Source organism: Burkholderia sp. MSHR3999 (assembly GCF_000833595.1).
GTDB classification, from domain to species: domain Bacteria; phylum Pseudomonadota; class Gammaproteobacteria; order Burkholderiales; family Burkholderiaceae; genus Burkholderia; species Burkholderia ubonensis.
Genome location: NZ_JRFO01000001.1, coordinates 480,310 through 505,938, shown reverse-complemented (window position 1 = coordinate 505,938; position 25,629 = coordinate 480,310). Strand labels below are relative to the sequence as shown.

The following is a 25,629-nucleotide window of genomic DNA, read 5'->3' as shown; positions in this document are numbered from 1 at the left end:
GTCCGGGTTGTTAACCGGCCGTGCACAACCCTTTTCGCGTGACCCGCTCCCGCGCGCGCGGCATCCTCGCCGCATGGATGATTTTGCTGACCTGAACCGCCGCCTCGAAAGCCTGCTGCGCGAGGGCACCGTGATCGACGTCGACCACGGCACCCGCCGCGTGCGCGTGGAATCCGGCGGCCTGCAAACTGACTGGATTCGCTGGCTCGCGCAGCGCACCGGCAACAGCATCACATGGGACCCGCCGTCGATCGGCGAGCCGGGTCTGCTCCTCTGCCCGTCCGGCGAGCCGACGACGGGCCTCTTCCTGCCCGGCGTCTACTGCGACGGCCACGACGCGCCGAGCTCCAATCCGAACGAACACCTGCGCGTCTATCCGGACGGAGCGCGTGTTTCGTACGACACCGTGACCGGCCACCTCGCCGTCACCGGTATCAAGACGGCCACGGTCCAGGGCAGCGGCACGCTCACGATCGACATGCCGAAGGTCGTCTTCACCGGCGACGTCATGATCAAGGGCGGCGCAACCATCATGAAGCTGCTGTCGTACATGGCCGGTCTCGCCGGCGAAGGGGGCGACGTCGGCACGATCATGCGCGGCAACATCACGCACGAGGGCGGCACGCTGCGATCGAACGGCGTGTCGGTCGACGGTCACACGCACATCGACTCGATGGGCGGCCCCACGTCGAAGGGGCGCGGATGATCGGCATGAACGCACGCACCGGCCGCGCGATCGGCGGCCAGGCCCACATCGAGCAGTCCGTCGCGGACATCCTGTTCACGCCGCTCGGCACACGCGTGATGCGTCGCGACTACGGGTCGCTGCTGCCCGAGCTGATCGACGGCCCGGTCAATCCGCTGATGCGCATGCGCGTGATGGCGGCGTCCGTCATGGCGCTGGCCCGGTGGGAACCGCGCATTCAGGTCAACCAGGTCGATTTCGGTAGCACCGGCATCGACGGCGGCGCCGTGCTCGAGCTGCAAGGCGAGCGCATGGACGGCCCGCGCGCCGGCGCGCCCTTCTCCATAAGCCTGCCGGCGACAAACGGTCGGGGTGCGGCATGAGAACCACACCGATCGATCTGTCGCAGCTCCCGGCGCCCGACATCGTCGACGAACTCGACTACGAGACCATCCTCGCCGAGAAGAAGGCCCGCCTCATTTCCCTGTACCCTCCGGAGCAGCAGGCCGACATCGCGGCTGTGCTCGAGCTCGAATCCGAGCCAATGGTGAAGGTGCTGCAGGAAGGCGCATACGAAAAAATGCTGCTGCTCGCGCTGATGAACGAGAAGGCGCGCGGCTTGCTGCTCGCATACGCGAAGGGCACGACGCTCGAGCACATCGGCGCCCTGTTCGATGTCGAGCGTCTGGTGATCTCGCCGGGCGATCCGGACAACGGCATCGATCCGGTCTACGAGGACGACGACAGCCTGCGCGAGCGCATCCAGCTCGCGCCGCGCGGCTTTTCGGTGGCTGGCCCCGATGATGCGTACGTGTTCCACGCGCGCGGCGCAGACGGTCGCGTGAAAGCCGCGACCGCATACAGCCCGTCGCCGTGCGTGATGATCGTCACGGTCCTCTCGCGCGAAGGCGACGGTACGGCCAGCGAGGAACTGCTCGGCATCGTCCGGAAGGCGCTGGAGAAGAAGCGCCCGCAGGCGGACGAGGTCATCGTGCAGAGCGCGAAGATTGTGCGGTACGCGATACGCGCGACGCTGCGCTTCTTCAACGGCCCGGATCGCGCCGTTGCGATTGCTGCCTCGCGGAAGAACACCCAGAAATTCGCCGCTGCGATGCACCGTCCCGGCTCTGAGATCACGCTGGACGGCCTATACGCATCGATGCGCGTGGCCGGCGTTCAGAAGGTGCTGCTCGACACGCCGGCCAACGGCGTGCCGATCGCGATCGACGAGGCGCCGTACTGCACCGGTATCGAACTGGTCGACGGCGGGGTGGCCGATGAGTAAGCCGGTCCGCTCCCTGTTGCCGCCGAATGCAACGGTGCTCGAGCGGCGCCTGGCCGAAGTCAACGCGGATGTGCGCGGCATCCCGGTCGAGCTCGACACGCTGATGGACCCTGATCGGATTCCGCTGCGCTTCCTGCCGTGGCTCGCCTGGCACATGGGCGTGGATACGTGGCGCGACGAGTGGCCCGAACAGGTCAAGCGTGCCCGCGTCAAATCCGCGATCCGCATCGCCCGCAAAAAGGGCACGGCCGATGCCGTACGCGACGTCTGCGCATCGTTCGGCGCGAACGTGATGATGCGCGAGTGGTTCGAGATGACGCCACGCGGCGTGCCCGGCACGTTCGAGATCGTGATGACGGTAGGCAACCGCGACGGCGTACCGGCCACGGCGCAGTACGTCGCGGACATCATGGCCGAAGTCGATCGCGCGAAGCGCGGAACCGCTCACTACACCTTCACACAGGGATTCGGCGCCACCGGCGCAGTCGGTGTCGCTGCCGCCGTCCATGCGGCCATCTACTGTCGCCTCTCGCTCACGGACTAACGGACATGCCAGGAAATCGAATTCAATTGACGGACGCCGGGCGGGCCGCGCTCGTCGCATCGGGCAACACCGGCACCACAACGCGCCGCGTCACGCAAATCGGTCTCGGAACGGCGCCGTTCGCGTTCAAGCCGGACATGGCGGCACTGCCGAGCGAGCTCAAACGCATCACGACGTTCGGCGGCGCCAACGTGGCGCTCGACACGATTCACGTCGTCATCGAGGACGATTCGGCGGATCGGTACACGCTGTATGCGTTCGGCCTGTACCTGGACAACGGCGTGCTGTTCGGCGTGTACGTGCAGGACATGCCTATCCTCGAGAAGGCGTCGGCTTCGATGATGCTGCTCGCCAGCGACGTGGTGTTCACGTCGATCGACGTGTCGAAGCTCGAGTTCGGGCCGACGACATTCCTCAATCCGCCGGCGACGACCGAGGTGCAGGGCGTCATCGAGCTGGCGACGCAGGCCGAAGTCGACGCCGGCACCGATGCCGTTCGCGCACTCACGCCGAAAACGGCCGCGAACCGATATGCGCCGCTCACCGGCGCGACCTTCTCCGGCCCCGTGAAAGCCACTGAACTTTCAACGGATGGCCCGGCCGTCGTCGGTTCGGCGAAGATCCAGAGCGACACGCGTATGTCGTCCTTTTCCGTCGCGAACTTTGATGGGCTGTCCATCGAAGCGACGGACAGCAGCAACGTGACGAAGAAGAACATCGGCCTGGCACCGTGGGGCGGCAAGGTGCTGGTCGGAACGATCGCCGATGACGGCATCGGCCTATTGCAGGTCGCCGGCCCCGTCACGGCTCAGACGCCGCCGATCGGCGACAGCTCGAAGAAGCTCGCCACGACGGAATGGGTAATCGCGACCGTTGCGACGGCACTGGTCGGACAGATTGTGATGGAGGCGCGCACAACGGCCCGCGCCGGCTTCCTGAAGCTCAACGGCGCGGTCCTGAATCGCGCCGACTACCCGCTGTTGTGGGCGTATGCGCAGGCCAGCGGCGCGCTCGTCACCGAGGCGCAATGGGGCGCCGGCAATTTCGGCTGCTTCTCGAGCGGCAACGGCTCGACGACCTTTCGCATCCCGGAAGTGCGCGGCGAATACATGCGCTTCTGGGACGACGGCCGGGGCGTCGATGCGGGACGCGGCATCGGCTCATGGCAAGACAGTCAGAACCGCTCGCATGCGCACGGCGCGGGTTCGTCGTCGGTCGGCGATCACGTACACAGCGCATGGACCGATGTGCAGGGCTGGCACGACCACGGCGACCGCTGGAATCACGCGTTCAATTCCGGCACGGCGAACGGCTCGGACGGCGCGGAGGCATCGGACGCTGGCGGCGGTTGGCGCGGACGCACCGAGTCGAACGGCAATCACGGCCACAACGTCGGCATTGGCGCGGCCGGCGCGCACGCGCATGCGATCACGATCAACCCGGACGGCGGCCATGAAGTACGCGTGCGAAGCCTCGCGTTTCTGGCAATGATCCGCGCTTACTGACTTCGAGGGAACAACCATGCTCATTCATCAATACGACAACCTCACCGGCCAATACATCGCGAGTCGGCTCGCTGACGAAGATCCGCGCAATCCGGGCCGCTGGCTGATTCCCGCCTTTTCGACGATCGACGCGCTGCCCATGCGCGAGTCGCTGACGTGGCCGTTTTACATCGATGGGGCATGGACACTGCGGCCCGACTGGCGCGGCCGGATCCTTTATCGCCGCGACACCGGCGAGCCGGCCGAGATCCTGATCGCCGGCGTCACGCCGGAAGAAAGCGGCCTCACCGAGATCCCGCGCCCCTCGGACAAGCACATCTGGGGCGACGGTGCATGGGTGCTGGATCCGGCAGCCGTTGCGGCCGAGAAGCGCGCGGCGGCTATGGCGGAATTTGAGCATCGGCTCGCGCTCGCGCGCACAAAAAACGCCGGCAAGGCCGACGCGATCGCTGCCGGCCTGCTCAACGACGAGGAAATCTACTACTTCAAAGCGTGGTCGGCGTATCAGATGGCGCTGGTCAGTGCGATCGAGAAGGACACGTTTCCCGACGCGGTCGAATGGCCCGCCGAGCCGGCCCCATACGTGCCGCCAGCCGAGCCAGGCGGGCCTGCGCCGGAAAGCGCAACGACGCCCGCGTAACGCGCACGTCGGCCGGGTCGATCAACGGCATCACGAAACACCGCCGCGCACCAGCCCTCTCGTGCGCGGCTCGTAGGAAGCATCACATGCAAGAAATTCGTTGCGGAGGTTGTAACCGCAAACTCGGCGCCGGCGAATACGTCCGGCTCACCATCAAATGCCCGCGCTGCCGGGCAATGAATTTTCTGAGGGCCGCGAGCCCCCTACCCGCAGGCCAACGAGCCTCCGACACAAGGGAATCGCCCCATGCAACACACCATCTCTGCTGACCTGATCAACCGCGTGCACCTGGCCGACGCATTGTCCGTCCTGCGCGCACTCCCGGATGGCTGCGTCGACCTGACGCTCACCGATCCGCCCTACTCATCCGGCGGCACGACCAGCGCATCGCGCAGCCAGGTGCCATCGAGCAAGTACATCGGCGGCGACGTCAAAACCGTCTATCCTGAATTCCAGCACGACAGCAAGGACCAACGGTCGTGGACATTCTGGTGCATGACGTGGCTCGCCGAGGTCTATCGCGTCAGCCGAAACGAAGCCCACCTCGCCTGCTTCGTCGACTGGCGCCAGTTGCCAAGCCTCACCGATGCAATCCAGGCTGCCGGCTTCACCTGGCGCGGTGTCGCGGTATGGGACAAGACGAGCGGCCGCACGCGGCCGCGCGCCGGCGGCTTCGCGCAGCAGACCGAGTTCCTGGTCTGGGCGACGAAGGGCGCGGTGCGGCGCGCCGACGTGTATCTGCCTGGCGTGTTCTCCGAGCGCCTGGCGCACCCCAAGCGCCACATGACCGAGAAGCCGGCGCAGCTCGCGCGCGACGTCGTGCGCCTCGCGCCGGCCGGCGGCGTCGTCCTGGACCCGTTCGCCGGGTCCGGCACGTTCCTCGCCGCAGCCAAGGGCGCCGGCCTGAACTGGATCGGTTGCGAGCTCGAACCGGTCTATCACCAGGTCGCAACAGCGCGCTTGGCCGAGCTGGATACGCTGCCCGTCGCGGCATAGCGACATCCTGCAGCGACTTCGGTTGTGCCCTGCCGCTGTACAACCTTCCGCGCGTGATCTCCGCGCGCGCGGAAGGCAATCTTTCGGGAGGCTCACTTCCGGGAGATTGCATGCCTTCTGATTACCACCACGGCGTACGCGTCATTGAAATCAATGACGGTACGCGCCCCATCCGCACGGTCAGCACGGCCGTGATCGGCCTGGTCAGCACCGGCGACGACGCCGACGCAACCACCTTCCCCGAAAACCGCCCTGTCCTGATCACGGACGTGCAGGCCGCGATCGGCCGCGCCGGCACGAAGGGCACGCTCGCGCGTTCGCTCGACGCGATCGCCGCGCAAACCTCGCCGCTGATCGTCGCCGTACGCGTGCCGGCCGGCAAGGATGCGGACGCAACGACCAGCAACGTGATCGGCACCACCACGCCGGACGGCCAGTACACCGGCATGAAGGCGCTGCTCGCCGCGAAGAGCCGGCTCGGCGTCAAGCCGCGCGTGCTCGGCTGTCCGGGCCTCGACACGCTCCCCGTCGCAGCCGAGCTGGCAACGGTCGCGCAGAAGCTCCGCGGCTTCGGCTACGTCAGCGCATTTGGCGCGAAGACCAAGGAAGAAGCCGTTGCCTACCGCGCGAATTTCGGTCAGCGTGAACTGATGACGATCTGGCCGGACTTCGTGAACTGGAACACGACGACCAACGCCGAGGACATCACCTGGGCGACGGCGCGCGCGCTCGGCATGCGCGCGAAGATCGACGAAGAGACCGGCTGGCACAAGACGATCTCGAACGTCGCCGTAAACGGCGTCACCGGCATCAGCCGCGACGTGTTCTGGGACCTGCAGGACCCGAACACCGATGCCGGCTACCTGAACAGCCACGAAGTCACCACCCTCGTGAACGCGAATGGTTACCGTCTGTGGGGATCGCGCACCTGCTCCGAGGACAAGCTGTGGGCGTTCGAGAACTACGTGCGCAGCGCGCAGGTGATCGCCGACACGATGGCCGAAGCGCACATGTGGGCGGTCGACCAGCCGATGAGCCGCACGCTCATGCGCGATATCGTCGACGGCGTGAACGCGAAGTTCCGCGCGTGGAAGACTGCCGGCTACCTGATCGACGGCGAGTGCTGGTTCGATCCGGCCGCAAACGAGAAGGAATCGCTCAAGGCCGGCCAGGGCTTCATCGACTACGACTTCTGCCCGGTTCCGCCGCTCGAGGACCTGACGTTCCGCCAGCGCATCACGGACCGCTACCTGGTCAAGTTCGCGCAAAGCATCGCCGTTTGACGGCCTGCCACTCACCATAGGAAAACGCAATGGCTCTGCCATCCAAACTCAAGAATTTCAACGTGTTCGAGGACGGCGTCTCGTTCGTCGGCGAGGTGCCGGAAATCCAGTTGCCGAAGCTCTCGCGCAAGATGGAGGCGTATCGCGGCGGCGGCATGAACGCCGAGGTCGACATTGACCTCGGCATGGAGAAGCTCGAACTCGGCCTCACGATGGGCGGCTTCATGAAGGAGATGTTCAAGACCTGGGGCACGTCGAAGGTCGACGGCGTCACCGTGCGCTTTGCAGGCTCCTACCAGCGCGACGACACCGAAGCCGTCGACGCGGTCGAGGTGTACGTACGCGGCCGCTACAAGGAAATCGACCCCGGCAAGGCCAAGGCCGGCGACAACGCCGACCAGACCGGCACGATGTCGCTGTCGTATTACCGCCTCGTGTCCAACGGCGAGACGCTGATCGAGATCGACATTCCCAACTTCGTCGAGATCGTCGGCGGCGTCGATCGGCTCGCCGAGCAGCGCCGCGCGCTCGGCCTGTAACCCGCTCCCCTCTACCCATTCAGGAAACACACCATGCAATCGAAGCAAACCGCCGTCATCACGCTCGACACCCCGATCCGCCGCGGCGAGCAAGAAATCGGCTCCATCACGCTGACCAAGCCGCAATCCGGCGCGCTGCGCGGCGTTGCGCTGACCGACCTGCTGCAGCTCGACGTAATCGCACTCTCGAAGGTGCTGCCGCGCATCAGCAATCCGACGCTAACCGACCAGGACGTGCTGCGCATGGACCCGGCCGACCTGCTGCAGCTCGGCACGGAGGTCGCCGGTTTTTTGCTGCCGAACTCGTCGAAGGTGGACGTCTCCCTCGAGACGTCGCCGACGTAATGGCCGATATCGCGCTCGTGTTCCACTGGTCGCCCGACGTGATGGACGCAATGCCGCTGCCCGATCTGATGGCATGGCGCGAGCGCGCACGTGAACGCTACGAACAAGGCGACGCATGAGCGACCGTTCCCTGCGCCTCGAGGTTGTTCTCAAGGCGCTCGACCACGCAAGCCGGCCGATTCGCGAGATCGCCGGCCGCAATCGTACGCTCGCGAAGGATCTGCGTGACACCCGCGCGCGGCTCAAGGAACTCAACGACACGCAGCGGCGCATCGGCGAGTTCCGCGAGATGCGCACGGGGCTCGACAAAACTTCGACGAAGCTCGCCGACGCCCAGAAGAAGGTCAAGGAACTCGCGCAGTCGTTGCGCGCGGCCGGGCCGCCGTCCCAGCAGATGATTGCCGAACTGGCGAAGGCACGGCAAGCCGCATCGAAGCTGGGGGCCGCGTTCAAGAAACAATCCGCCAGCGTCGACGAGCTGCGCAACCGGCTCGGCCGCGCCGGCGTCGATACCCGCAATCTTTCCCAGCACGAGCGCACGCTGCGCACCGACATCGCCGCGACGACCGGCGCGATCGACGCCCAGGCGCGCCGGCTCGACGCGTTGAACGCCCGTCAGAAGCGCGTCGCGGACGCGCGCGCGAAGATGGGCTCCGCACGCGGCGCAGCGGCCGAGCTGGCGATCGGCGGGTACGCCGCGCGTGCGACCGGCTCGCACATCCTCAACGATCTGCGCGAGCCGCTGGCAGAAGCGAAGAAGGTGCAGAATGAGCGCGGCCGCATCCAGGGGCTCGGCCAGGGCGACCACGCGACGCAGGACGCCGAGCGCTATGTGCGCGCGATGAAATCGCCCGGCGTCGCGATCGCCGACAACATGACGCTGATGCGCGATGCGATGTCGATCTTCGCGGACGAACATCACGCGCAGATGGTGATGCCGACGCTCGCGAAGATGAAGTTCGCGAACGAGGCGATGTTCGGCGCCGGCCAGGGGCACGAGAACGAAGAAAAGTTCATGAACATGCTGAAGGTGATCGAGCTGCGCGGCGGCACGAAAAGCGAGGCAGCGTTCAAGGGCGAAGCGAACATGGTCCAGCAGGTGCTGACCGCGACGGGCGCCCGCGTCGGCGGCGACGAGTGGCGCAACTTCATCCAGACCGGCAAGGTTGCCGCGAAGCAGATGCGCCAGGACGCGTTCTATTACCAGATGGAACCGCTGATTCAGGAAATGGGCGGGCATGCCGCCGGCACCGGCGTGCAGGCCGCGTACAGCAACCTGATGCAGGGCAAGACGACCGTGCGCGCGGCGAAGCGCCTGGTCGAGCTGGGGCTCGTCGACAAAAAGGACGTCGAGTACACGACGACCGGGACCGTTAAGCGCATCAAGCCGGGCGCGCTGCTCCAGGGCGATCTCTTCAACGCGTCGCCGTTCGAATGGATGGAGAAGGTGCTGCTGCCGAAGCTGAAGGCCAAGGGCATCACGTCGGACGCCAAGATTCTGGAGGAATTCTCCACGATCATGACGAACGGCAACGGCGCCAACCTGTTCGCCACGATGTACATGCAGCGCGAGCAGATTCACAAGAACGAGAAACTGAATCGTGGCGCCTACGGCATCGACAAGCTGCACGAGCTGGCGCAGCAGCAGACGGAAGGTAAAGAGCTGATCGCCCTCGAGAAGGTGCGCAATCTGCGCACCGTCATCGGCGAGCAGGTGCTGCCCGTGTACAACCGCGCACTCGAGCTGACGACGAGTGTGCTCGAGCGGCTGCTCGGCTTCGCGAAGGAATACCCAAATTTCACGCGCGCCGTCGCGATCGGTGCCGCTGGCCTGGGCGTGCTGCTCGCCGTCCTCGGCACGTTGACGATCGCACTGGCCGCCGTGCTCGGGCCGATGGCGATCGTCCGATTCGGCCTCACGATGCTCGGCATGCGCGGCGGGCTGGTGTCGAATGGCGTGCGCCTGGCTGCGGCGTCGTTGCAGACCCTCGGTCGCGTTCTGTTGCTCGTCGGCCGTGCATTCCTCGCGTCGCCGATCGGACTGGTCGCGGCGGCCATTGCGATCGCGGCACTCCTGATCGTGAAGTACTGGGAGCCGATCAAAGCGTTTTTCGGCGGCATGTTCGCCGCGATCGGCGAAGGGCTGGCACCCGTGCGCGCAGCATTCGCAGGAGCATTTGCTCCGATTGGTGAAGCGCTCGCCGCAGCAAAGCCGCTGTGGGATTGGTTCGTCGGCATGCTTTCGTCTGTCGCCGGTTGGTTCGCCAAGCTCCTCGAGCCGGCTTCGACGAGTGCCGAGCAATTACGCGCGGCCGGCGATGCCGGCCGGTCATTCGGCCAGTTGCTTGCCTTCGGCCTCCGCCTGGGGCTCGCGCCGTTCGAGCTCCTCGCACGCGGGATCGGCGCATTGCCGACACTGTTCAATGAGGTCATGGCGGAAGCAAGCGCGGCAATGAATGGCGGCATCGGCGCGATCGGCGCATTGATACTGAACTGGTCGCCGCTCGGGCTGTTCTATCGCGCTTTCGCCGCCGTGCTGTCCTGGTTCGGGGTCGACCTCCCGACACGATTCACGACGTTCGGTCAGCAAATCTTGCAAGGGCTCGCGAACGGAATCTCGAACAGCCTGGGTGATGTGAAAGCCGCTATCCAGTCAGCAGGCGATAGCGTGATCGGCTGGTTCAAGGAAAAGCTCGGCATCCATTCGCCGAGCCGCGTGTTCGCCGCGCTCGGCGGCTTCACGATGGCCGGCCTCGAGCAGGGTCTGCGCGAGGGGCAGGACGGGCCGCTGTCGATGGTGATTGAGGTCGGCAAGCGGATCGTCGCCGCCGGCGCCGGCATCGGCTTCACGGGCGCGGCGATCGCTGGCGGCGCACCGCCGACCGTCGACAGCCGGCCGCCGCTCACAGCTGCAGCCGTCACTCGCGCGCCGAGCGCGCCGGGGCCGATCACGATCAACGTGTACGCGGCGCCGGGCATGGATGAGCAGGCGCTCGCGCAGAAGGTGCTGCAGGTAATGCGGCAGGAACAGGCTGCGCAGGCCGCGCGCGAGCGCTCGCGCCTGCGCGATCGGGATTGAAGGGGAGGTTCTCATGATGATGGCGCTCGGGCTGTTCGTGTTCAGCCTGTCGACCCTGCCCTACCAGGAGCTGAAGCGCCGGCGCGGCTGGCGCTTCGCCAGCAACAACCGCGTCGGCAAAAAACCCGCTCGGCAGTACGTCGGCGAGGACGACGAAACCATCAGCCTGTCCGGCGTGTTGCTGCCCGAGCTCACGGGCGGCGACCTGTCCCTCGCCGCCCTCGAGGCAATGGCCGCCATGCACACCGCCTGGCCGCTGATCGAGGGCACCGGCCACATTTACGGCATGTTCACGATCGACAACATCGATACGACGCGCACGCTGTTTTTCGACGACGGTACCGCACGGCGCATCGAATTCACCATTGCGCTGACGCGCAACGACGATCTCAACATGCTCGGCATCGTGACCGACGCCATCAAAGGGGCAATCTCGCTATGAACCTGGCCGACATCCCTGGCGCCGATCTGGTACACAAGACCGTGCTTGCCGACGATCGCGTGCCGCGCGCGATCTACTCGATCACGCTGAACGGCAAGGACATCTCGCGCAAGTTCAACGGCCGGCTGATCTCGATGACGCTGCAGGACAACCGCGGCTTCGAGGCCGACCAGCTCGACATCAGCCTCGACGATTCGGACGGTGCGCTCGAGATCCCGAGCCGCGGCGTCACGCTGAAGGTTTCGATCGGCTGGGCTGGCGCGGCGAACGGCCTGGTCGACAAGGGCGAATTCATGGTCGACGAGGTTCGGCACACCGGCACGCCCGACGTGCTGACGATCCGCGCGCGCAGCGTCGATCTGCGCGCGGGCCTGTCAATCAAGAAAGAGCGGTCCTGGCACCGGCAGACGGTCGGCGCGATCGTGCGCGCGATCGCGAGCCAGAACAAGGTCGAGGCGCGCATCAGCAAGGCCCTTGACGCGCAGCTCGTCGACCACATCGACCAGACGGCCGAATCAGACGCCAATCTGCTGTCGCGCCTGGCGAAGATGTTCGACGCGATCGCCACCGTGAAGAACGGGCTGCTGCTGTTCATCAAGGCCGGCGAAGCGACCACCGCGAGCGGCAAGCCTCTACCGGCCGTCACGATCACGCGCGACGTCGGCGATCGTCACGAGTTCGGCGTCGCCGATCGCGACACGTACTCCGGCGTGCAGGCGTTCTATCTGAACACGCGCACCGCGAAAAAACAGTCGACCACCGTGAAGCGGCGCCGGCGGCGCACGACGAAGAAGAAGCCGATCGACAAGAGCGGCGAGGTGCTGTTCGGCACGGCCGAGAACGTGAAGACGTTGCGGCACACGTATGCGAACAAGGGAAATGCGACGCGCGCGGCGAAGGCGGAATGGGAGAAGCTGCAGCGCGGCGTCGCGGAATTCAGCGTCGTGCTGGCGCTCGGCCGGCCCGAGCTGATGACCGAATTACCTGTAACCGTGCGCGGTTACAAACGTGTCATCGACGATTGCAACTGGATCATCGCGCGCGTTACACATACGATCGACGGTAACGGCGGATTTACATCGGACCTCGATCTGGAGGTCAAGGCGAGCGAGGTGCCGGAGATCGAATCCGGAGAGGGCGAGTAGCACCCTCAACGCGTACGGCGTTTGCCCGCCGCATCAAAAAAGCCCGCGATCGCGGGCTTCAGTTCATTCGTGCAACGACTGTTACGTCGGCGTGCAATCGCGCAACATCGGGCTACCGATCAAGCGGCCATCACCTTCGCAGGTCCACGTCACCTTCTTGCCTTTTTCGAGCGACGCCGCAAGTGCTTCGTGCTCTTTGCTCAGGTACGCGTTGACGGGCATGAATTCGTTACTGGATCGCAGCTTCACCACGATATTGTCGAACGCATCCTTGTCGATGCTCTGAATCGTACCGCTCACCGACAGGGCCTTGCCCTTGTATTTTTGGTCCGCGGCCACCTCGTTCTTTTCGTATGCCGCGAAGAGCGCCGATGCAGTGACGCTGACCTTTTCAACGGGCTTTTTCGACTCTGTTTCAGAACTCGAAGTTGTCGACGTCTCGGATACAGGGTTCGACGTGGACGACGTCCCGGGAGCCGGCTTCTTGCCGAATATCACACCGATGATGATGAGTGCGAGCACACCACCAAGGACAATTTTGAGCAACTTTTTCATTGGACCCTCGTATCAATCGCGCATCCGCGCTTGTTGGAAATTGTTGTGCAGCGGTATGTTTCACCGTCTGTGAGACGGTTCGACTTTCTGCCACTCGATACCATCGCCTGTCGAAGTGCACTGCTGCCGGACTCCGGCTTGCATCACAACGCTACCAACCGAGTAACGGCTGCCGGCATACTCGCAGTGCGACGATATGTTCGTCGCGGCGGCTTGAGTCCCTTCGGTCGACCGACTCGTGACGCCGTAGAGGAGCGTGGCACCGACCGCTGCGCAGACGAATACGCCGGAGACCACGAGCCATGACAACGACTTTCGCTCCTTCGCCGAAGCTACTGGCGCTGCAGGTGGCGGAGCAGAGACAACTTGCTCGGCTGGCATCGCAATTGCTGCCGGCGCAACGTCATTCATGACGGGCTGGAGTTGCTTCGGTTCGTTCGCCGCGTGCGGCACGCTTGACGGAGCGACACGCTCCTTCGATTCCGGCTGCGTATCAGTCAAGGGTGTCGGGCCCGTCGTACCGTTCCGTACCCACGAGTCCAAATATCGCATTGCACGATCGAACACGTCACGCGGCATCTGCTCCATGTTCGGGAAGTCGAACACGGCCATGAGCCGACGATAGACCATGAGTTTCTCAACCCCCGTCTTCGCTTCGAGCTCGTACACCTTCGCCCCGATCGCGCGCCGCTGCTTAACGCTGATGTGTCGCTTCGCCGCTAACTCACCGTGAAGGTGAATATTGACGCTTGCCTGTGCATTACTGGTCTTGACGTCTCGGCCGGCCACCTGGCCGACTTCGCCGCTGAATTTCTGCACCATCTACTTTTTCTTCTCCTACGGCTGGCCCCGCCGTCACTGCGATCCGCTAATTCGGTGCGTCAGTTGTCGCCCTTCTTCTTGCGCGCAGATCCCATGTTGATCGTGAAAGGCGTCGTAACGTCGCCTGAGACTTGCTGACCAATGGTCGCACCCTCGAAGTTCTGCTGATACTTGCTCGGCGTCGCGCCGGCAGCCAGTGCTGCGAGCGCCGCGGCGCGCACCGCCTCTGGCGCCTCACGATATCGGCGCACAAGATCAGTCTCATCAACCGAAAGTGCGGTGACATTCCGCTGTCCAGTGAGGACATACAAAACGTCGACGCCATGAGCGGCGACCGCTTCCAGGTACGTCGAGTCAGGCCGCCTCGAGCCGTTCTCATAGTTGAGCTGCGCGTCCTTGGACACCCCACCGAGGGCAGCAAACGCCGTCTGGTTCATCCCGAGACGCTGGCGCTCCTCTTTGAGCCTTTGCGAAAAAACGGTCAATTGACCACCATATACGTTGACATGTGGCCGAATGACCACTATTCTGCTGTTGTGCAAGGTTAACGAAGGGAAGTATACCGCTATGGTTAATAAGAAAGCCCCCGTCCGGCGCTCCCCGCGTGGCGTCTTGTCGAGCAAACCCGTCTATATGCGCCTGATGCCGGATGAGCGCCGCACGCTCGAGGAACTGTCCGCAGCGCAAAACCGATCCACCTCAAGCGTCGCACGGATGATCTATCTCGAAGGCGTGGAGCAGTACCGCTCCAAAGTTAGCGACTCTGCCGATCAACAGCACTCAAGTTCATTTGCTGGGAGTTGAGCGATGCAACCGCCCGCCCTCATCGAACCGGCCTTGCGTCATGCGTTGCATGGCCCGAAACGTCACGAAGTGCAAACAGCGCTCGGATGGGACGACTCCGAGGTCAGTCGTTTCCTGAGCGGCAGCAAGGGCATCGTCATCGACAAGATCGACACCCTCGTGGCTGCCGTCGGCTTCGTGTGTGTAACCCGCAAATACCTCGACGCCGTTGCGACCCTCGGCGAGGTCGGCATGTTCTGCCAATGCGCGCGCCAAGGTCGCGGCGAATGCAGCCGCCCGTAGGAGTACCGGAATGAAATTGAAGTGCCATCACTGCGGCAGCCGTGCCGTCATTCGAACCAGCCGGACGCTGTCCGCTCTCGTGCGCGAAGCGTATTGCCAGTGCACCAACGTTGAATGCGCGACGACCTACAAGATCCACGTCGCGACAGTTCACACGATCGCACCGAGCCTCAATCCGAATCCGCACGTCTACGTGCCGGTCGGCAAGGTTGATCGGCTACCGACCGATTCGCGTCAGCTCCCGCTGATCGACGCCTAACCCCTAACCGCTGTTTTCGTTGAACGCCCATCGCACCCGCTCCCGCGGGCGCGAGGGACTTCCTTTGCCCGAAATTTCTTGGAGGCCGTATGCAAATGCTGATCCCCGCCCCGATCGCTGCGCTCGCTGAATCGCTGTCCTATGACGAGCGCATCGCCTACCTCAACAAGATCTCCGCGGCCGACGTGCGCGCCGACGTGTTCGTCCGCTCGGCAACTGCGCTTGGCTTCCGCGTCTCGTGGGATCGCGCGAACGGCACGCCAATCCTGACCTGGCTCCACTGAGCGCACGCGCCATGTACTCCGCCCCCTCCGAGCTCGAGCTGCGCGCGACCTGGCACCGGCTGCACATGGTCGGCGACTACGACAAGTGCATGCGCAGGCCGGCCGTGCGCCGGGCAATCGAATCCGCCACGCGCGCACATGCGCGCCGAATCGCAACCCGCCCGCCGCGCGACCTCAAGCGGCTCGCGAGCGGCGACACCGATTTCTGATCATCAATTTCGAAACCACCATGAACAACTACATATTCGGCATCAGCGTTTTGGCGATGCTTCTTTCCGCCGGCGCCGGCCTGGCGCGCGGCGCTGCTGTAGCCTTGCAGTTCGTCAACGTCCGTTCGCGCCCGGCTGCTCTGTTCATCGGCGCAGCCGCGCTGCTCGCGCTGATCGTTGCGCTGGCCTGGTCTGTTCCGCCGCGGGGGTAAGAGACGATGAATTGGAACTTGACTGCCGCGCAACGCGCCGCGCTGGAATTCGCTCTCGGCGCATGTGCCGGCCACCCTGCCGGCGAGGCACACGTTGCCGCTCTGGAATCGCTTCTCTCTGCCCCCCCGATCCGGACCGCCGTCGACCACGCGGCTCAAGCTGATACGGGCCAGCCTGCGCCTCGCATCAACGTTACGGACGACGACAAGCTTTGCGCGGACCGCTACCGCTACGCACGCGACAACATTCAGGACGGCCATGAACTGCCGGGCGGCTACTGGTTGAGCGATACCGGCGACGCGTGGGACAAGACCATCGACGCAGCTATCGAAGACTTCCACACCTGCCGAACGGGAAAAGCACGATGACACACGCCATCCGCTACGAACTGCTGACCAGCGCCGGCCTGCGCACCGTCGCGGGCGATCACGTCGTTATCCCGAATACCGGTAACGCCGCGTTCGGCATCCACGCAGAGCTGCGGGTGCGCGACGGCCACCCCGAAAAGTGGATCGTCACGCACCTGGCCTCCGGCATCCGGATCGGCCACGGCGCGACGCGCACTGCAGCGCTCGCGAACGCGACGTCGAACGTTGACCGCAACCGCGACCGCCTGCGCGCCACGCTCGACCAGGCGATGACCTCGCGCTACGAGCTGCAGCACGCAGTTCAACGCTTGCAGCAGAACCATCACGACATCCTCGGAGGTGCCGCAGCATGACGCGCACGACCACACCTCACGACGCCGCGCTGCGGGCCGCCATCGCGGCGGCCGCCGGCGTCCTGCGCTTCGACAGCCGCCCCGGCAGCGTCGCCCGTCAATGCACGCTCGGCCTGTTCGTCGCCGCCCTGAGCGACCGCCTCGCCCTCGCCTTCCCGCAGTCGGCCGATGCCCTCAAGGCGATCGTGTTCAGCCCGCCGACCAGCAGCAACCCGACCGACACACCCCTGCAGCAACCTGAGCAACAGCAATAACGATGGCCTCGATCGAAGAACTGAAACAACGCATCGACCTGCACGACCTCGCCGACCGCCTCGGCCTGAAACGCGGCCGCGGCGGCGACCGGGCGCTCTACCACTCGCCGCAGCACGACGACAAGAGCCCGTCGCTGTCGATCTACGTGAACCACCCGAAGCACGGCACCGGCTGGCGCGACCACAGCGCCGACGCCGGCGGCTCGTGCATCGACCTGGTGATTCACGCCCGCGGCGGGTCCGTCGCCGACGCCGTACGCTACCTGCATGACGCCTACGGCATCCCGCTCGACCGGCCGGCGCCGGCGGAGCGCCGCGAGAAATCGACCGTCGAATACATCGCCGATCGATGCTTCGCCGAACGCGACCAGGTGCGCGAATACCTCGCCGGCCGCGGCATCGCTGCCGCCGCGATCGACGCCGCGATCGCCGCGCGCTCGCTCGGCTTCAACACGTGGACCAGCTCGAAGGTCGCCGCCGGCGAAGTCGGCCACGCCGGGCCCGCCGCCGCGTTCATCGTGCGTGCGCCGGGCGACGCGCGCGTCGTCGCGGTCGACATGCGCTACGTCGACCCCGCGCTCAACGGCGGCGTCAAGACGCAGACCCAGGGCGACAAGGCCGGCTACGGCTGGACCGCCGACGCGCGCCGGCTCGACAAGGCGAAGCGCGTGTACATCGTCGAAAGCGCGATCAATGCGCTGTCGATCGACACCTGCGCGCTGCCCGGCGCGGCCGCGCTCGCGCTGCGCGGCCTGGCAAACGTCGACGGCATCGACTTCGCGTTCCTGCGCGGCAAGCAGGTCGTGATCTGCTTGGATAACGACGAACCGTTCGCGGACGGCCACCCGCGCGCCGGCCACCGCCCCGGCCCGGAAGCCGCGTGGGCGCTTTACGAGCGGCTCACGGCGCTGAACATCAGCGCCGTGCTCGTCGACCAGGCCGGCTGGCTCGCGGACCTCGCGGACGGCGAGACGACGCAGAAGCCCATCAACGACGTGAACGACTACCTGCAACTGCGCGGCCCGGCCGAGCTGCAGCGTGCGCTCGACCAGCTCGAACCGTGGCTGATTGCCGGCCTGGCCGGCGACAGCACGCGCCGCGGCTGGCCGCGCATCTACCTGCCGTCGCACGACTTCGCGCAGTACTGGCGTTTTCGCACACGGCCGGACTTCACCAGCTACATCACGAAGATGGACCGCAACGAGGAATCAGGCGTTGAAACGCCGGTCATGACGGATCTGTGCGGTTTCCGCATCGCCGGCATCAGCCGCGTGTCGGTCGCGAGCGCGACGTCGACGATGACGGGCGACGCCGACCAGGCGCCGACCGTCTACTTCGCCGTGTCGGTACAGGCGCCGCGCCACGGCGCGCAGCTCATCCGCCGCGTGATGCTCGACGACCAGCTGCACAACGTCGACCAGTGGGGCAAGTTCGGTCCGATCTGGGCGCCGGCGCCGTTCAAGCGCATGGTGAACATCCTCGAGCGCGGCGCGGATCTCGGCGCGCGCCAGGCAGCGAATTTCGTCGGGCTCGCGTGGCGCGACGGCCGGCTGATCGTCAACGAAGGCCCGGACTGCTACTTCACCGAAGCGGACAAGCAGTGCCCGTATCACAACCTGACGTTCCCGAGCGGCCTCGCCAGCGACGCGCGCCGCGTGATCGCCGCGTACCAGACGACGTTCCGGCAGAACGCCGCGACGATCCCGCTCGTCTGGGCGCTCGGCGGCCACCTGAAGGCACTGCTCGGCTTCTGGCCGCACCTCACGATCCAGGCGAACAAGGGCGCCGGCAAGTCGACGCTCATCAAGCGGCTTGAACGCTCGCTCGCGTTCACGATGTTCTCCGGGCAGTCGCTGCAGACCGAGTTTCGTCTGCTGACCAGCATCAGCCACACGAGCCACCCGGTCGGCTGGGAAGAGCTGTCCGCCCGCCGGCAGGACGTGATCGACAAGGCGGTCGGCCTGCTGCAGGAGAACTACCAGTACACCGTGACACGTCGCGGCACCGACATGACCGAATACCTGCTGTGCGCGCCGGTGATGCTGGCCGGCGAGGACGTGCCGGTGCGCAGCCTGCTCGGCAAGCTGGTGCGCACAACGCTGACCGGCAAGCGCGGGCCGCTGATGCCCGACGACCTGCCGCGCTTCCCGGTCCGGCAATGGCTCGAGTTCCTGGCCGGCCTGGACAAGCGCGCCGTGTTCGACCAGTACGCCACGTTGCGCGACAAAGCGCTGGCCAACTGCCGAGCCAGCGGCGAGGACGACGGCGCCAAGCGCATGGCCGGCAACTACGCGGCCGTCGCGCTCGCCTGGCGCTACCTGTGCGAGTTCGCCGGGATGGACCCGAGCGAAGGCGACTTCCCGCGCGACCTGCTCGCCGAGATGAACGGCCACATCGCCGAGACAAGCGCCGATCGCGAACCGTGGGTCTGGATCATGGAAACCGCGCTGTCGGAAATGGACTGCGGCAACTACAAGCACCCGTACACCTTCGACACCGTCGATGGCGAGTTCTGCCTGCTGCTGAACACCGGCCACGTGATGGACCACATCGCCCACACGAGCGCGCTGCGCGACAAATGGAACGGCCTGCCGGTGAAATCCGACCGCGTGTTCAAGGCGCAGCTCAAGCACGCTGGCGTCATCGTCGGCGATAAGGAAGTCGAGCGCCGCATCTACACGCGCCGCGTGCGCTACCTCACGCCGATCTCGCTCGAGCGCCTGGCCGCGTTCGGCCTCCACGTGTCCGTGCGCGAAGACCTGGCCACCGACGCACTGCAAGGAACCGCAGCATGACGCCCTCTCAGCCGATGCGGCCGCCGTGCGGCCGTACCCCTTCCCTCATTCTTTCTGGCCGCGTAGCGGCCCTGTATTCGGGTTTCCGGTGCGTGCGTCGATGCGCGCAGCGATCGGCGCACGTCGTCACGCGGCCACCGTTCTGTCCGGTTCCCCCCGTCCCCCCCGCAAGTCGAAACGGCCGGGCAACAGCGCGAACCGAGAGGGCCGGGGGCCGCACGGGCGGATTCTTCCACAGGGTCCGGGCAGGCAGCGCAGAAAACTCGGGGATTTCGCGTGTCGTCGCTCGTAAGTCCTTGATTCCTGAAGCGAGTATCACCCCGAATCGCATCGATTTTGCCCCCATTCGCGCCGCTTTTACCCCTAGTCCGATTTTTGTGCCGGCCGCTGTCGCCCCTTTCTCTTCTCTCTCTAATTCATTGAAAAAGAAGAAGAAAGAATACGAAGAGAGGCAAGGAATCGACCAGAACGCAATGCCCCGAGTCATGCCCGTTTTGCCCCCAATCGCGGACGCTGCCTACTTTTTAGGCCCCCAATTAGGAAGGGCTGCCCCGTATATTTGAGGGCAATTAGGGGCGGAGAATAATCAAATAAATCAGTTGGTTAGACCCACATTTCGCGCAATCCCCGAATCCCCGAGTTGCGCTGCGTGTGGTCCCTTTTTGTGACAAGGATTGCGATGCAGAATCTTGAGTGGGTGCCATCGAACCCACGCTACGAATCGGCGAACGTGCCACCGCCGTTCCTCACGGACGCCGAGCTGCGCCGGATCGCCGAACCGCTGCGTCAGCCGGCCGCAATCATGCGATGGTTCAAGCGGGCCGGCTTCGAAGTGAAACAGAAACCGAACGGAATGCCGTTGGTCTCCCGCAGGCATTTCGACCAGGTCATGCGTGGTCGGGAATCAGCGTCTGTCGGCAGTGACGGCGCTGCCGAAACGACGTCGCCGAATGCTGCCGCGCTGCTGCAGCGATTCGCGCGGAACAACAAAAACAAGGTGTGTTGAATGGGCCGGAAACGGAAAAACAACGAGTTGGGATTGCCCGATCGGGTCTACCCCAAGCATGGGGCGTTTTACTACGTGCATCGGGACGGACGATGGGAGCGCCTCGGCACCGACCTGGCCGAAGCGAAACGCAAGGGCAACCTCTACAACGATCCCGACTCGACGTATGGCACGATGACGTACTTCCTCGACGAGTTCGTCGTGCATTGCGAAAAGCGGGTGCAGCTCGGCTACCTGAAACCTCGTACATACGACGATTACAAGCGGGACGTCGAGCCGTTGAAGGTGTACTTCGGGCGCATGACCCCCGCGAGCGTCGAGCCGAAGCACATCGGCGCGTACCTTGACCTCTGCGCGGAAAACGGCCGGCCCGTGCGAGGCAATCGCGAAAAGGCTTGTCTTTCCACATGCTTCACGTGGCTGGTTCGAACCGGAAAAGGTAGTGTGAAAGCCAATCCGTGCCTCGGCGTTAAGCGGAACAAAGAAACCAAGCGCGAGCGGTATATCGAGCACGACGAGTATCGTGCCGTGTGGGCGGTCTCGGCGTCTCAGGTGCGCGGGCTTCTTGACCTGACATATCGAACCCTGCAACGCCCGGAGGACATCATCCTGTGGGGACCGGCAGACATCGTTCACAAGCGCGAACCGGACGGGTCTGTTCGCCGTGTGATCCGTAACGACCAAGGCAAGACTGGCGCCATTGTCGACATTGCCGTGACGCCAGAAATCGACGCGATCCTCGCCTATCTGAAAGGCACGGGACCGACGCCAGGACCAGGCAAGACATGGATTCACAAGCGTAACGGCGATCCCTACACCTATTCCGGCCTGACCTCAATGCTCCACCGTTACATCGGCAAGGTGAACCGCGCCCGCGAAGCGAAGGGACTCGCGCCGTTCGAGTCCTTCGGGCCGTACGACATGAAGGCGAAGGGAGCAACCGATATGTGGCTCGCTGGCGTGCCTCTCGAGCGCATTCAGGTCCTTTGCGGCCACGATTCTATAACGACGACCGAGATCTACGTGAAGTGCCGATGGAGAGGTACGGTTGAACCGAATCGGCAACAAACCGCCGTCTAATAAAACGGCGGGAAGCCCGTCAGAACTGGCGCGAACTTGCCCCAAATCGCAGGAAATATTAGACGCCGTAGAAAGCGAATCCCTTGCCCGGTAAGGCTTTGACGGGTTATCGCAAGCGGGACTTTTAATCCGTTGGTCACAGGTTCAAGTCCTGTACGGCCTACCAAGATGTACGGAAAGGGCTTAGCAGCAATGCTAGGCCCTTTTTCTTTTCAAGCAGCCAACGGCTACGGCCGCCTCCGCTCCCCCGTCAGTGGGTTGAGCCCGGCCCCACTCGATACGCAGACGGAACATCATTGCGGCTGCACAAGGCGCAGCGCGCGTGCCGACACCGGTAGCTTGTCCGTTGCCGTGCTCTCGTTGGGCTGCCCCCTCCCGGCGACATAGTGGTAGACGAGGTACTTCTTGTCAGTCTCATGCCCGAGATTTGGAATCACGACGAGCATTTCCTGGCTGCCGAGATAAAGCCACTTCGGCAGCGCCTTCTCTGCGAAATAGATTCGTTCATCCCCGTGCGTTAGAGGATTTCGGCGGATAGCCACGCCTTTCAGGTACGGCGGCCCGTATTCCAGAGCGAAGACCAGCGCCCCACCGACACAACGAGCCAACGCGACGTCGCCCACGAACTCGGTATCGGGCATATCAAGAAAAGCGGGCTGGGTCTTGCCGCCCTCGTCGACAAAAAGTGCATCGCCATCGTCGCCATGGGATTCGGCCTTCAGCGTGACACGAGTGCGGTCGGCAAGCGTGCACGAGATGATGGTGCGCAACTTAGTCGGAACCGGGTTATCCGCGTATGAGGCCGTGCTCGAAAACACGATCGCGAAACAGATCAAAGTGAGCATTCGGTATTTCATTTGACCATATCGCGCGCGAGCACAAGTCCAATCTGAATGAGTTTTATCTTCTTGAATGCATCGTCATAGTCGAGAAATATTCTCACACCATTACCGATGCCCCGAGCTTCGACGTTGAATGCCTCATCGAAAAGTGTCGATGGCTCCGTGCGACTCGCAATTACCGCTCGATCCATGTCAAACGATATGCCATTCAGCAGCGTTCCTTGAAAGACTGAGAACACGTCATCGCCTTCCACAGCCGCGAAATCAGCGTCTTCAAAAAGCGTACTCCCCCCTCAGCTTCCTTGTCGAGGTATACATTTGAGTCAGCACGATTAATTTTCGGCGGATCAGGAAGCTGAGCACATCTCAAAAAAGCCTGAATTACTGGATCACTTGTCTGCTTCCCGACAAGAACGTGCAGATTATCCATATCAAACATATACGCTCCTGCATGCAGCGATGTCTGATCTGCCCCTCAGTACGGCTTTTCTATCTCAGACCAATACCCCGGCGCCATCAGAGTCACACGCAGCAAATGATTGTCGAAATTGCTATAAAGAACGTGCAAACTTGCCTCCTTAAAATTCCACACTGCGAAGCCGGTAACACGGTCATCCTTGCGCACGTCTGCCGGCCGGCCGAGTTTCAATGCAAACGAGTCGGGAGCATCATCGAACGACAAGCCATAGGGAAGCTCTCCCGACCATTGGCGGGCTTCGCGATCGCGTGCACGAAAAAACTTTACAGCTCCGAGTACAAGCCCTTTGGCTTTCTTTTCGGGAGACAGTCGAAGCTCATCGGCATCTTCGAAGTGCAATTCGAGCCCACATTCGCGAACGAAATCGGCCTCTCGATCCTGTTCGCATTCGTCGATTCTGCTGATAATATCGAGCGGTGCAACCGCCGACCTAAGCCGCTCAGATCCAAGCTGTTCGCCGAATAGCGCAAGCCATTGCGCGGCCGCAACGTTCGGCTCGATGCGCCCTTCTTCCGGCCATTCATATATTGGCAATGCGATCGTCACGCATTCGATGGACGAGCCCGTCGGTGCGTAGCGCACATGCAACTTACAGGTGTCCGTGTCCCACCTGTCTGTATGATCCGAACCCCAACGCTTCCATTGATGCAATTTCGAGCGTGTGACGTCGCGCGAATCAGTAAAATCGAGATCAAACGGCAGTACTCCGGCATAACCGTGGATGTCCTCCCGGTTATTGAATCCCGCAGCATAAAAGTAGATCTGGTAGCAAAGCAGGGGACCACGTGTCCAATCGTATTGGAGACGCGCCTCAAAATACGATTGCCTCACGAAACCAAACTCGACACCACGACGCTTCACCAGGACCCAATCGTGCCACCGATCGCCGTCGTCTTCCTCAAGATCAGGTCGCCGCAGTGTCCCGAGGAACTCAAGAGCTTGCTCAATCTCCGACGAGTCAGCTGTCTTTCCCAATAAACCAGATAGATCCAGCGCACTCATTTCCTGACCTCACTCAATCGCATGCCCGTGAATGACGGATAATGCGAGAAACTTGGGCAAACATCACGCAATGGGCAATTGCACGCTAAAGATGACCATGCCGTCCTTCTCATCGAATTTCGCGAACACACAATAGGCATCGAAATCCCAGCGCACTTGCCGCAACGCGAGATTGTCACGTGCAGGTACTCCAAGTCGATCGATCAATGTTTGCTTCGCGCTACCGAACAACACACCCAGCGGCAAATCACCGACATAGGGTGCGAACTCGCCGGTCTTGATACCATAAAATCTGACGTTGGACAGTACGAGCGCACCCTCGGGATACTCTCGCGTCTTGACATCCAGCGCATCTGAATCTCGGAATGTCACCTCCACCCCCAACGCCTCATTGGCAACGATCGCAGTACTATCGCCGCGCTTTAGCTTCGGGACATCGGCAATGCCAAGATCTGATAGAAATTCAGCAATCTCCGGCTCACCAAAATAGTGGCCGAGCGGGCTCGTTAGATCATTCATGCCTGTCATAAGTGCCTCACTGCACCTTTTCCAGAATTTTAATCAATGCATCGTCGAATGCTTGGTTATCCATACGCATAATTCTTGAGGCTGCCTTTTTGTAGGCATTCTTACAACCCCCATCGGCGTCGTACTCTTCGATCTTCCCGAGCATTGCCTCGACATCGCGACGTGCGGCGCTGGCCAGGTTCTTCGCATCCTGCGCGGCCTCAGCAGTTGTCTGGCCATAGGTCGGGCTAACGTCGATATGTGCCTGGCGCGGGATCGCAATGGCCTCGCCCCAGTCGTCAATCGCCTTCTTCTGCGCTGCACTGAGATCCTGGCCGTCGTTCAAGAACTTCGCCCGCTCCTTCAACGCCGCCTTGGACGGAATATGGTCGCGATCGAATTTATTTTCGCCAGTCTTCTTTTTGAGTTTACTGTAGCGGCCATACTCACCGCACTTCATCTTCTTCTTTTTCTGGACCTTGTTTCGCTCCTGCCCCTTCGACGGTTCGGAGCCTGCACCACCTTCGTGCTCCGTTTCCTTGGCGCCCTGCTTCTCGGACCCTTCAACAGCTTCCTTCTCGCCCTTCGCGGCAACCTTCTCCGTCTCCTTGGCGGCGACTTTTTCCCCTTCTTTCACCGCCAGCCGCTCGCCTTCCTTCGCGAGCAACCTGCCACCCTTGGCAGCATACTTCCCCGCAAGTGCTGCATCGCCCACCACCGGTATCGCCGCCACCGCCGAAATCCCGGCGTTCACATAGTCCCCTTCCGCCGCGTAGATGCCCGCGTTGAGCAGATCAGGAATGGCGCCCAAACCCGGAATCAAGCCGACCGCGTCGAGGCCACCGTGGACCCAGCCGCTTATCGAACCCCAAATCCCCCTCTCGGCCGCCGTCTCCGCCTTCACCGCCGGATTGGCCGCCGTGACCTCGATCGCCGGCAACTCGCCAGCGGCCACGACTCTGCCTAGTGTGTTTCCAGCACCACTCATGTTTTTCTCTCAGGCTAACGGGTCGACAGGCTGATCGTCG

At 63.5% G+C, this 25,629-nt stretch carries 35 protein-coding genes and 1 tRNA gene; 28 read left to right on the top strand and 8 right to left on the bottom strand.

The genetic code is table 11. The annotated features are described in order from the left end of the window. Positions 1 to 73: 73 nt before the first annotated feature. From KY49_RS02435 to KY49_RS02370, 15 genes are all read left to right on the top strand, one after another. Positions 74 to 706 (top strand): phage baseplate assembly protein V, encoded by a 633-nt coding sequence (locus KY49_RS02435; protein ID WP_042583224.1) that lies wholly within the window; start codon positions 74 to 76, stop codon positions 704 to 706. Then, a complete protein-coding gene (locus KY49_RS02430; RefSeq protein ID WP_042583223.1) occupies positions 703 to 1,068 on the top strand; it encodes a GPW/gp25 family protein in 366 nt (121 codons plus the stop codon). Before KY49_RS02435 ends, KY49_RS02430 begins: the two co-directional genes overlap by 4 nt. Continuing rightward, on the top strand, positions 1,065 to 1,970 hold the full coding sequence (locus KY49_RS02425) for a baseplate J/gp47 family protein (protein WP_042583222.1): 906 nt from the start codon (positions 1,065 to 1,067) through the stop codon (positions 1,968 to 1,970). The genes KY49_RS02430 and KY49_RS02425 overlap by 4 nt, the downstream gene beginning before the upstream one ends. Further along, on the top strand, positions 1,963 to 2,514 hold the full coding sequence (locus KY49_RS02420; RefSeq protein WP_042583221.1) for a phage tail protein I: 552 nt from the start codon (positions 1,963 to 1,965) through the stop codon (positions 2,512 to 2,514). The genes KY49_RS02425 and KY49_RS02420 overlap by 8 nt, the downstream gene beginning before the upstream one ends. Before the next feature lie 5 nt (positions 2,515 to 2,519). After that, positions 2,520 to 4,019, top strand: coding sequence for a phage tail protein (locus tag KY49_RS02415; RefSeq protein ID WP_042583220.1), 1,500 nt, complete (start codon positions 2,520 to 2,522; stop codon positions 4,017 to 4,019). Between the two features lie 16 nt (positions 4,020 to 4,035). After that, on the top strand, positions 4,036 to 4,659 hold the full coding sequence (locus KY49_RS02410) for a tail fiber assembly protein (protein WP_042583219.1): 624 nt from the start codon (positions 4,036 to 4,038) through the stop codon (positions 4,657 to 4,659). Further along, positions 4,578 to 4,928, top strand: a complete 351-nt coding sequence (locus tag KY49_RS39105) for a Com family DNA-binding transcriptional regulator (RefSeq protein WP_331456528.1) — start codon at positions 4,578 to 4,580, stop codon at positions 4,926 to 4,928. The genes KY49_RS02410 and KY49_RS39105 overlap by 82 nt, the downstream gene beginning before the upstream one ends. Further along, positions 4,906 to 5,655 (top strand): DNA-methyltransferase, encoded by a 750-nt coding sequence (locus tag KY49_RS02405; RefSeq protein ID WP_042583218.1) that lies wholly within the window; start codon positions 4,906 to 4,908, stop codon positions 5,653 to 5,655. The genes KY49_RS39105 and KY49_RS02405 overlap by 23 nt, the downstream gene beginning before the upstream one ends. Before the next feature lie 110 nt (positions 5,656 to 5,765). Then, positions 5,766 to 6,938, top strand: a complete 1,173-nt coding sequence (locus tag KY49_RS02400; RefSeq protein ID WP_042583217.1) for a phage tail sheath protein — start codon at positions 5,766 to 5,768, stop codon at positions 6,936 to 6,938. Between the two features lie 29 nt (positions 6,939 to 6,967). Then, positions 6,968 to 7,477: a phage major tail tube protein gene (locus KY49_RS02395; RefSeq protein ID WP_042583216.1), complete on the top strand. Its 510-nt coding sequence runs from the start codon at positions 6,968 to 6,970 to the stop codon at positions 7,475 to 7,477. Between the two features lie 33 nt (positions 7,478 to 7,510). Beyond that, positions 7,511 to 7,822 carry a phage tail assembly protein gene (locus KY49_RS02390; protein ID WP_042583215.1) on the top strand — a complete coding sequence of 104 codons (312 nt, stop codon included), beginning with the start codon at positions 7,511 to 7,513 and terminating at the stop codon, positions 7,820 to 7,822. Next, on the top strand, positions 7,822 to 7,941 hold the full coding sequence (locus tag KY49_RS34995) for a GpE family phage tail protein (RefSeq protein WP_042583214.1): 120 nt from the start codon (positions 7,822 to 7,824) through the stop codon (positions 7,939 to 7,941). The genes KY49_RS02390 and KY49_RS34995 overlap by 1 nt, the downstream gene beginning before the upstream one ends. Beyond that, on the top strand, positions 7,938 to 10,901 hold the full coding sequence (locus tag KY49_RS02380) for a phage tail tape measure protein (protein WP_042583213.1): 2,964 nt from the start codon (positions 7,938 to 7,940) through the stop codon (positions 10,899 to 10,901). Before KY49_RS34995 ends, KY49_RS02380 begins: the two co-directional genes overlap by 4 nt. A gap of 13 nt (positions 10,902 to 10,914) precedes the next feature. Next, entirely contained in the window at positions 10,915 to 11,343 is a 429-nt protein-coding gene (locus tag KY49_RS02375) for a phage tail protein (RefSeq protein ID WP_042583212.1), read from the top strand. Further along, positions 11,340 to 12,488, top strand: a complete 1,149-nt coding sequence (locus KY49_RS02370) for a phage late control D family protein (protein ID WP_042583211.1) — start codon at positions 11,340 to 11,342, stop codon at positions 12,486 to 12,488. Before KY49_RS02375 ends, KY49_RS02370 begins: the two co-directional genes overlap by 4 nt. An 81-nt stretch (positions 12,489 to 12,569) precedes the next feature. On the opposite strand, the gene KY49_RS02365 is transcribed toward KY49_RS02370, so the two are convergent. Genes KY49_RS02365 through KY49_RS02355 form a run of 3 tightly spaced genes read right to left on the bottom strand, consistent with a single transcriptional unit; the run spans position 12,570 to position 14,350 of the window. Further along, complete coding sequence (locus KY49_RS02365; RefSeq protein ID WP_042583210.1) at positions 12,570 to 13,043, bottom strand: OB-fold protein; 474 nt, start codon at positions 13,041 to 13,043, stop codon at positions 12,570 to 12,572. 60 nt (positions 13,044 to 13,103) lie between these two features. Continuing rightward, positions 13,104 to 13,865: a hypothetical protein gene (locus tag KY49_RS02360; RefSeq protein WP_042583209.1), complete on the bottom strand. Its 762-nt coding sequence runs from the start codon at positions 13,863 to 13,865 to the stop codon at positions 13,104 to 13,106. Between the two features lie 59 nt (positions 13,866 to 13,924). Further along, positions 13,925 to 14,350 carry a helix-turn-helix domain-containing protein gene (locus KY49_RS02355; RefSeq protein WP_042583208.1) on the bottom strand — a complete coding sequence of 142 codons (426 nt, stop codon included), beginning with the start codon at positions 14,348 to 14,350 and terminating at the stop codon, positions 13,925 to 13,927. Positions 14,351 to 14,432: 82 nt separating this feature from the next. On the opposite strand from KY49_RS02355, the gene KY49_RS02350 reads away from it, so the two are divergent. From KY49_RS02350 to KY49_RS02290, 13 genes are all read left to right on the top strand, one after another. After that, positions 14,433 to 14,669 carry a hypothetical protein gene (locus KY49_RS02350; protein ID WP_042584517.1) on the top strand — a complete coding sequence of 79 codons (237 nt, stop codon included), beginning with the start codon at positions 14,433 to 14,435 and terminating at the stop codon, positions 14,667 to 14,669. A 3-nt stretch (positions 14,670 to 14,672) separates the two neighbouring features. Beyond that, positions 14,673 to 14,951 (top strand): hypothetical protein, encoded by a 279-nt coding sequence (locus tag KY49_RS02345; protein ID WP_042583207.1) that lies wholly within the window; start codon positions 14,673 to 14,675, stop codon positions 14,949 to 14,951. A 10-nt stretch (positions 14,952 to 14,961) separates the two neighbouring features. Then, entirely contained in the window at positions 14,962 to 15,210 is a 249-nt protein-coding gene (locus KY49_RS02340; RefSeq protein ID WP_042583206.1) for an ogr/Delta-like zinc finger family protein, read from the top strand. A gap of 89 nt (positions 15,211 to 15,299) precedes the next feature. After that, positions 15,300 to 15,494 (top strand): hypothetical protein, encoded by a 195-nt coding sequence (locus KY49_RS02335; RefSeq protein WP_042583205.1) that lies wholly within the window; start codon positions 15,300 to 15,302, stop codon positions 15,492 to 15,494. 11 nt (positions 15,495 to 15,505) lie between these two features. Then, on the top strand, positions 15,506 to 15,703 hold the full coding sequence (locus KY49_RS02330; RefSeq protein WP_042583204.1) for a hypothetical protein: 198 nt from the start codon (positions 15,506 to 15,508) through the stop codon (positions 15,701 to 15,703). A gap of 20 nt (positions 15,704 to 15,723) precedes the next feature. After that, complete coding sequence (locus KY49_RS02325) at positions 15,724 to 15,915, top strand: hypothetical protein (protein WP_042583203.1); 192 nt, start codon at positions 15,724 to 15,726, stop codon at positions 15,913 to 15,915. 6 nt (positions 15,916 to 15,921) lie between these two features. After that, a complete protein-coding gene (locus tag KY49_RS02320; protein ID WP_042583202.1) occupies positions 15,922 to 16,284 on the top strand; it encodes a hypothetical protein in 363 nt (120 codons plus the stop codon). After that, the gene (locus tag KY49_RS02315; protein ID WP_042583201.1) at positions 16,281 to 16,637 is read left to right on the top strand and encodes a hypothetical protein; all 357 of its coding nucleotides are present in this window, start codon (positions 16,281 to 16,283) and stop codon (positions 16,635 to 16,637) included. The genes KY49_RS02320 and KY49_RS02315 overlap by 4 nt, the downstream gene beginning before the upstream one ends. Then, positions 16,634 to 16,891: a hypothetical protein gene (locus KY49_RS02310; RefSeq protein ID WP_042583200.1), complete on the top strand. Its 258-nt coding sequence runs from the start codon at positions 16,634 to 16,636 to the stop codon at positions 16,889 to 16,891. The genes KY49_RS02315 and KY49_RS02310 overlap by 4 nt, the downstream gene beginning before the upstream one ends. A gap of 2 nt (positions 16,892 to 16,893) precedes the next feature. Beyond that, a complete protein-coding gene (locus KY49_RS02305; protein WP_042583199.1) occupies positions 16,894 to 19,686 on the top strand; it encodes a toprim domain-containing protein in 2,793 nt (930 codons plus the stop codon). A 679-nt stretch (positions 19,687 to 20,365) separates the two neighbouring features. Continuing rightward, entirely contained in the window at positions 20,366 to 20,692 is a 327-nt protein-coding gene (locus KY49_RS02300) for a DUF4224 domain-containing protein (RefSeq protein WP_042583198.1), read from the top strand. Next, positions 20,693 to 21,772, top strand: coding sequence for a tyrosine-type recombinase/integrase (locus KY49_RS02295; protein ID WP_082062295.1), 1,080 nt, complete (start codon positions 20,693 to 20,695; stop codon positions 21,770 to 21,772). It begins immediately after the preceding gene. A gap of 93 nt (positions 21,773 to 21,865) precedes the next feature. Then, positions 21,866 to 21,938 (top strand) — tRNA-Leu (locus KY49_RS02290). Positions 21,939 to 22,065: 127 nt separating this feature from the next. On the opposite strand, the gene KY49_RS02285 is transcribed toward KY49_RS02290, so the two are convergent. The 5 genes from KY49_RS02285 to KY49_RS34395 all read right to left on the bottom strand — a co-directional run bounded on the left by KY49_RS02285 (position 22,066) and on the right by KY49_RS34395 (position 25,556). After that, the gene (locus tag KY49_RS02285; RefSeq protein WP_231636334.1) at positions 22,066 to 22,617 is read right to left on the bottom strand and encodes a hypothetical protein; all 552 of its coding nucleotides are present in this window, start codon (positions 22,615 to 22,617) and stop codon (positions 22,066 to 22,068) included. 8 nt (positions 22,618 to 22,625) lie between these two features. Continuing rightward, entirely contained in the window at positions 22,626 to 22,868 is a 243-nt protein-coding gene (locus KY49_RS02280; RefSeq protein ID WP_042583196.1) for a hypothetical protein, read from the bottom strand. A gap of 221 nt (positions 22,869 to 23,089) precedes the next feature. Further along, positions 23,090 to 24,094, bottom strand: a complete 1,005-nt coding sequence (locus KY49_RS36790) for a hypothetical protein (RefSeq protein ID WP_156162414.1) — start codon at positions 24,092 to 24,094, stop codon at positions 23,090 to 23,092. Positions 24,095 to 24,157: 63 nt separating this feature from the next. After that, positions 24,158 to 24,622: a hypothetical protein gene (locus tag KY49_RS02265; RefSeq protein ID WP_042583193.1), complete on the bottom strand. Its 465-nt coding sequence runs from the start codon at positions 24,620 to 24,622 to the stop codon at positions 24,158 to 24,160. Positions 24,623 to 24,629: 7 nt separating this feature from the next. Beyond that, entirely contained in the window at positions 24,630 to 25,556 is a 927-nt protein-coding gene (locus KY49_RS34395; RefSeq protein WP_052495601.1) for a hypothetical protein, read from the bottom strand. Positions 25,557 to 25,629 lie beyond the last annotated feature (73 nt).

Coding starts and splice junctions, on each gene's coding strand:
- KY49_RS02435 (WP_042583224.1), top strand. CDS start 74: ATGGATGATTTTGCTGACCTGAACCGCCGCCTCGAAAGCCTGCTGCGC.
- KY49_RS02430 (WP_042583223.1), top strand. CDS start 703: ATGATCGGCATGAACGCACGCACCGGCCGCGCGATCGGCGGCCAGGCC.
- KY49_RS02425 (WP_042583222.1), top strand. CDS start 1,065: ATGAGAACCACACCGATCGATCTGTCGCAGCTCCCGGCGCCCGACATC.
- KY49_RS02420 (WP_042583221.1), top strand. CDS start 1,963: ATGAGTAAGCCGGTCCGCTCCCTGTTGCCGCCGAATGCAACGGTGCTC.
- KY49_RS02415 (WP_042583220.1), top strand. CDS start 2,520: ATGCCAGGAAATCGAATTCAATTGACGGACGCCGGGCGGGCCGCGCTC.
- KY49_RS02410 (WP_042583219.1), top strand. CDS start 4,036: ATGCTCATTCATCAATACGACAACCTCACCGGCCAATACATCGCGAGT.
- KY49_RS39105 (WP_331456528.1), top strand. CDS start 4,578: ATGGCCCGCCGAGCCGGCCCCATACGTGCCGCCAGCCGAGCCAGGCGG.
- KY49_RS02405 (WP_042583218.1), top strand. CDS start 4,906: ATGCAACACACCATCTCTGCTGACCTGATCAACCGCGTGCACCTGGCC.
- KY49_RS02400 (WP_042583217.1), top strand. CDS start 5,766: ATGCCTTCTGATTACCACCACGGCGTACGCGTCATTGAAATCAATGAC.
- KY49_RS02395 (WP_042583216.1), top strand. CDS start 6,968: ATGGCTCTGCCATCCAAACTCAAGAATTTCAACGTGTTCGAGGACGGC.
- KY49_RS02390 (WP_042583215.1), top strand. CDS start 7,511: ATGCAATCGAAGCAAACCGCCGTCATCACGCTCGACACCCCGATCCGC.
- KY49_RS34995 (WP_042583214.1), top strand. CDS start 7,822: ATGGCCGATATCGCGCTCGTGTTCCACTGGTCGCCCGACGTGATGGAC.
- KY49_RS02380 (WP_042583213.1), top strand. CDS start 7,938: ATGAGCGACCGTTCCCTGCGCCTCGAGGTTGTTCTCAAGGCGCTCGAC.
- KY49_RS02375 (WP_042583212.1), top strand. CDS start 10,915: ATGATGATGGCGCTCGGGCTGTTCGTGTTCAGCCTGTCGACCCTGCCC.
- KY49_RS02370 (WP_042583211.1), top strand. CDS start 11,340: ATGAACCTGGCCGACATCCCTGGCGCCGATCTGGTACACAAGACCGTG.
- KY49_RS02365 (WP_042583210.1), bottom strand. CDS start 13,043: ATGAAAAAGTTGCTCAAAATTGTCCTTGGTGGTGTGCTCGCACTCATC.
- KY49_RS02360 (WP_042583209.1), bottom strand. CDS start 13,865: ATGGTGCAGAAATTCAGCGGCGAAGTCGGCCAGGTGGCCGGCCGAGAC.
- KY49_RS02350 (WP_042584517.1), top strand. CDS start 14,433: ATGGTTAATAAGAAAGCCCCCGTCCGGCGCTCCCCGCGTGGCGTCTTG.
- KY49_RS02345 (WP_042583207.1), top strand. CDS start 14,673: ATGCAACCGCCCGCCCTCATCGAACCGGCCTTGCGTCATGCGTTGCAT.
- KY49_RS02340 (WP_042583206.1), top strand. CDS start 14,962: ATGAAATTGAAGTGCCATCACTGCGGCAGCCGTGCCGTCATTCGAACC.
- KY49_RS02335 (WP_042583205.1), top strand. CDS start 15,300: ATGCAAATGCTGATCCCCGCCCCGATCGCTGCGCTCGCTGAATCGCTG.
- KY49_RS02330 (WP_042583204.1), top strand. CDS start 15,506: ATGTACTCCGCCCCCTCCGAGCTCGAGCTGCGCGCGACCTGGCACCGG.
- KY49_RS02325 (WP_042583203.1), top strand. CDS start 15,724: ATGAACAACTACATATTCGGCATCAGCGTTTTGGCGATGCTTCTTTCC.
- KY49_RS02320 (WP_042583202.1), top strand. CDS start 15,922: ATGAATTGGAACTTGACTGCCGCGCAACGCGCCGCGCTGGAATTCGCT.
- KY49_RS02315 (WP_042583201.1), top strand. CDS start 16,281: ATGACACACGCCATCCGCTACGAACTGCTGACCAGCGCCGGCCTGCGC.
- KY49_RS02310 (WP_042583200.1), top strand. CDS start 16,634: ATGACGCGCACGACCACACCTCACGACGCCGCGCTGCGGGCCGCCATC.
- KY49_RS02305 (WP_042583199.1), top strand. CDS start 16,894: ATGGCCTCGATCGAAGAACTGAAACAACGCATCGACCTGCACGACCTC.
- KY49_RS02300 (WP_042583198.1), top strand. CDS start 20,366: ATGCAGAATCTTGAGTGGGTGCCATCGAACCCACGCTACGAATCGGCG.
- KY49_RS02295 (WP_082062295.1), top strand. CDS start 20,693: ATGGGCCGGAAACGGAAAAACAACGAGTTGGGATTGCCCGATCGGGTC.
- KY49_RS02285 (WP_231636334.1), bottom strand. CDS start 22,617: ATGCTCACTTTGATCTGTTTCGCGATCGTGTTTTCGAGCACGGCCTCA.
- KY49_RS36790 (WP_156162414.1), bottom strand. CDS start 24,094: ATGAGTGCGCTGGATCTATCTGGTTTATTGGGAAAGACAGCTGACTCG.
- KY49_RS02265 (WP_042583193.1), bottom strand. CDS start 24,622: ATGACAGGCATGAATGATCTAACGAGCCCGCTCGGCCACTATTTTGGT.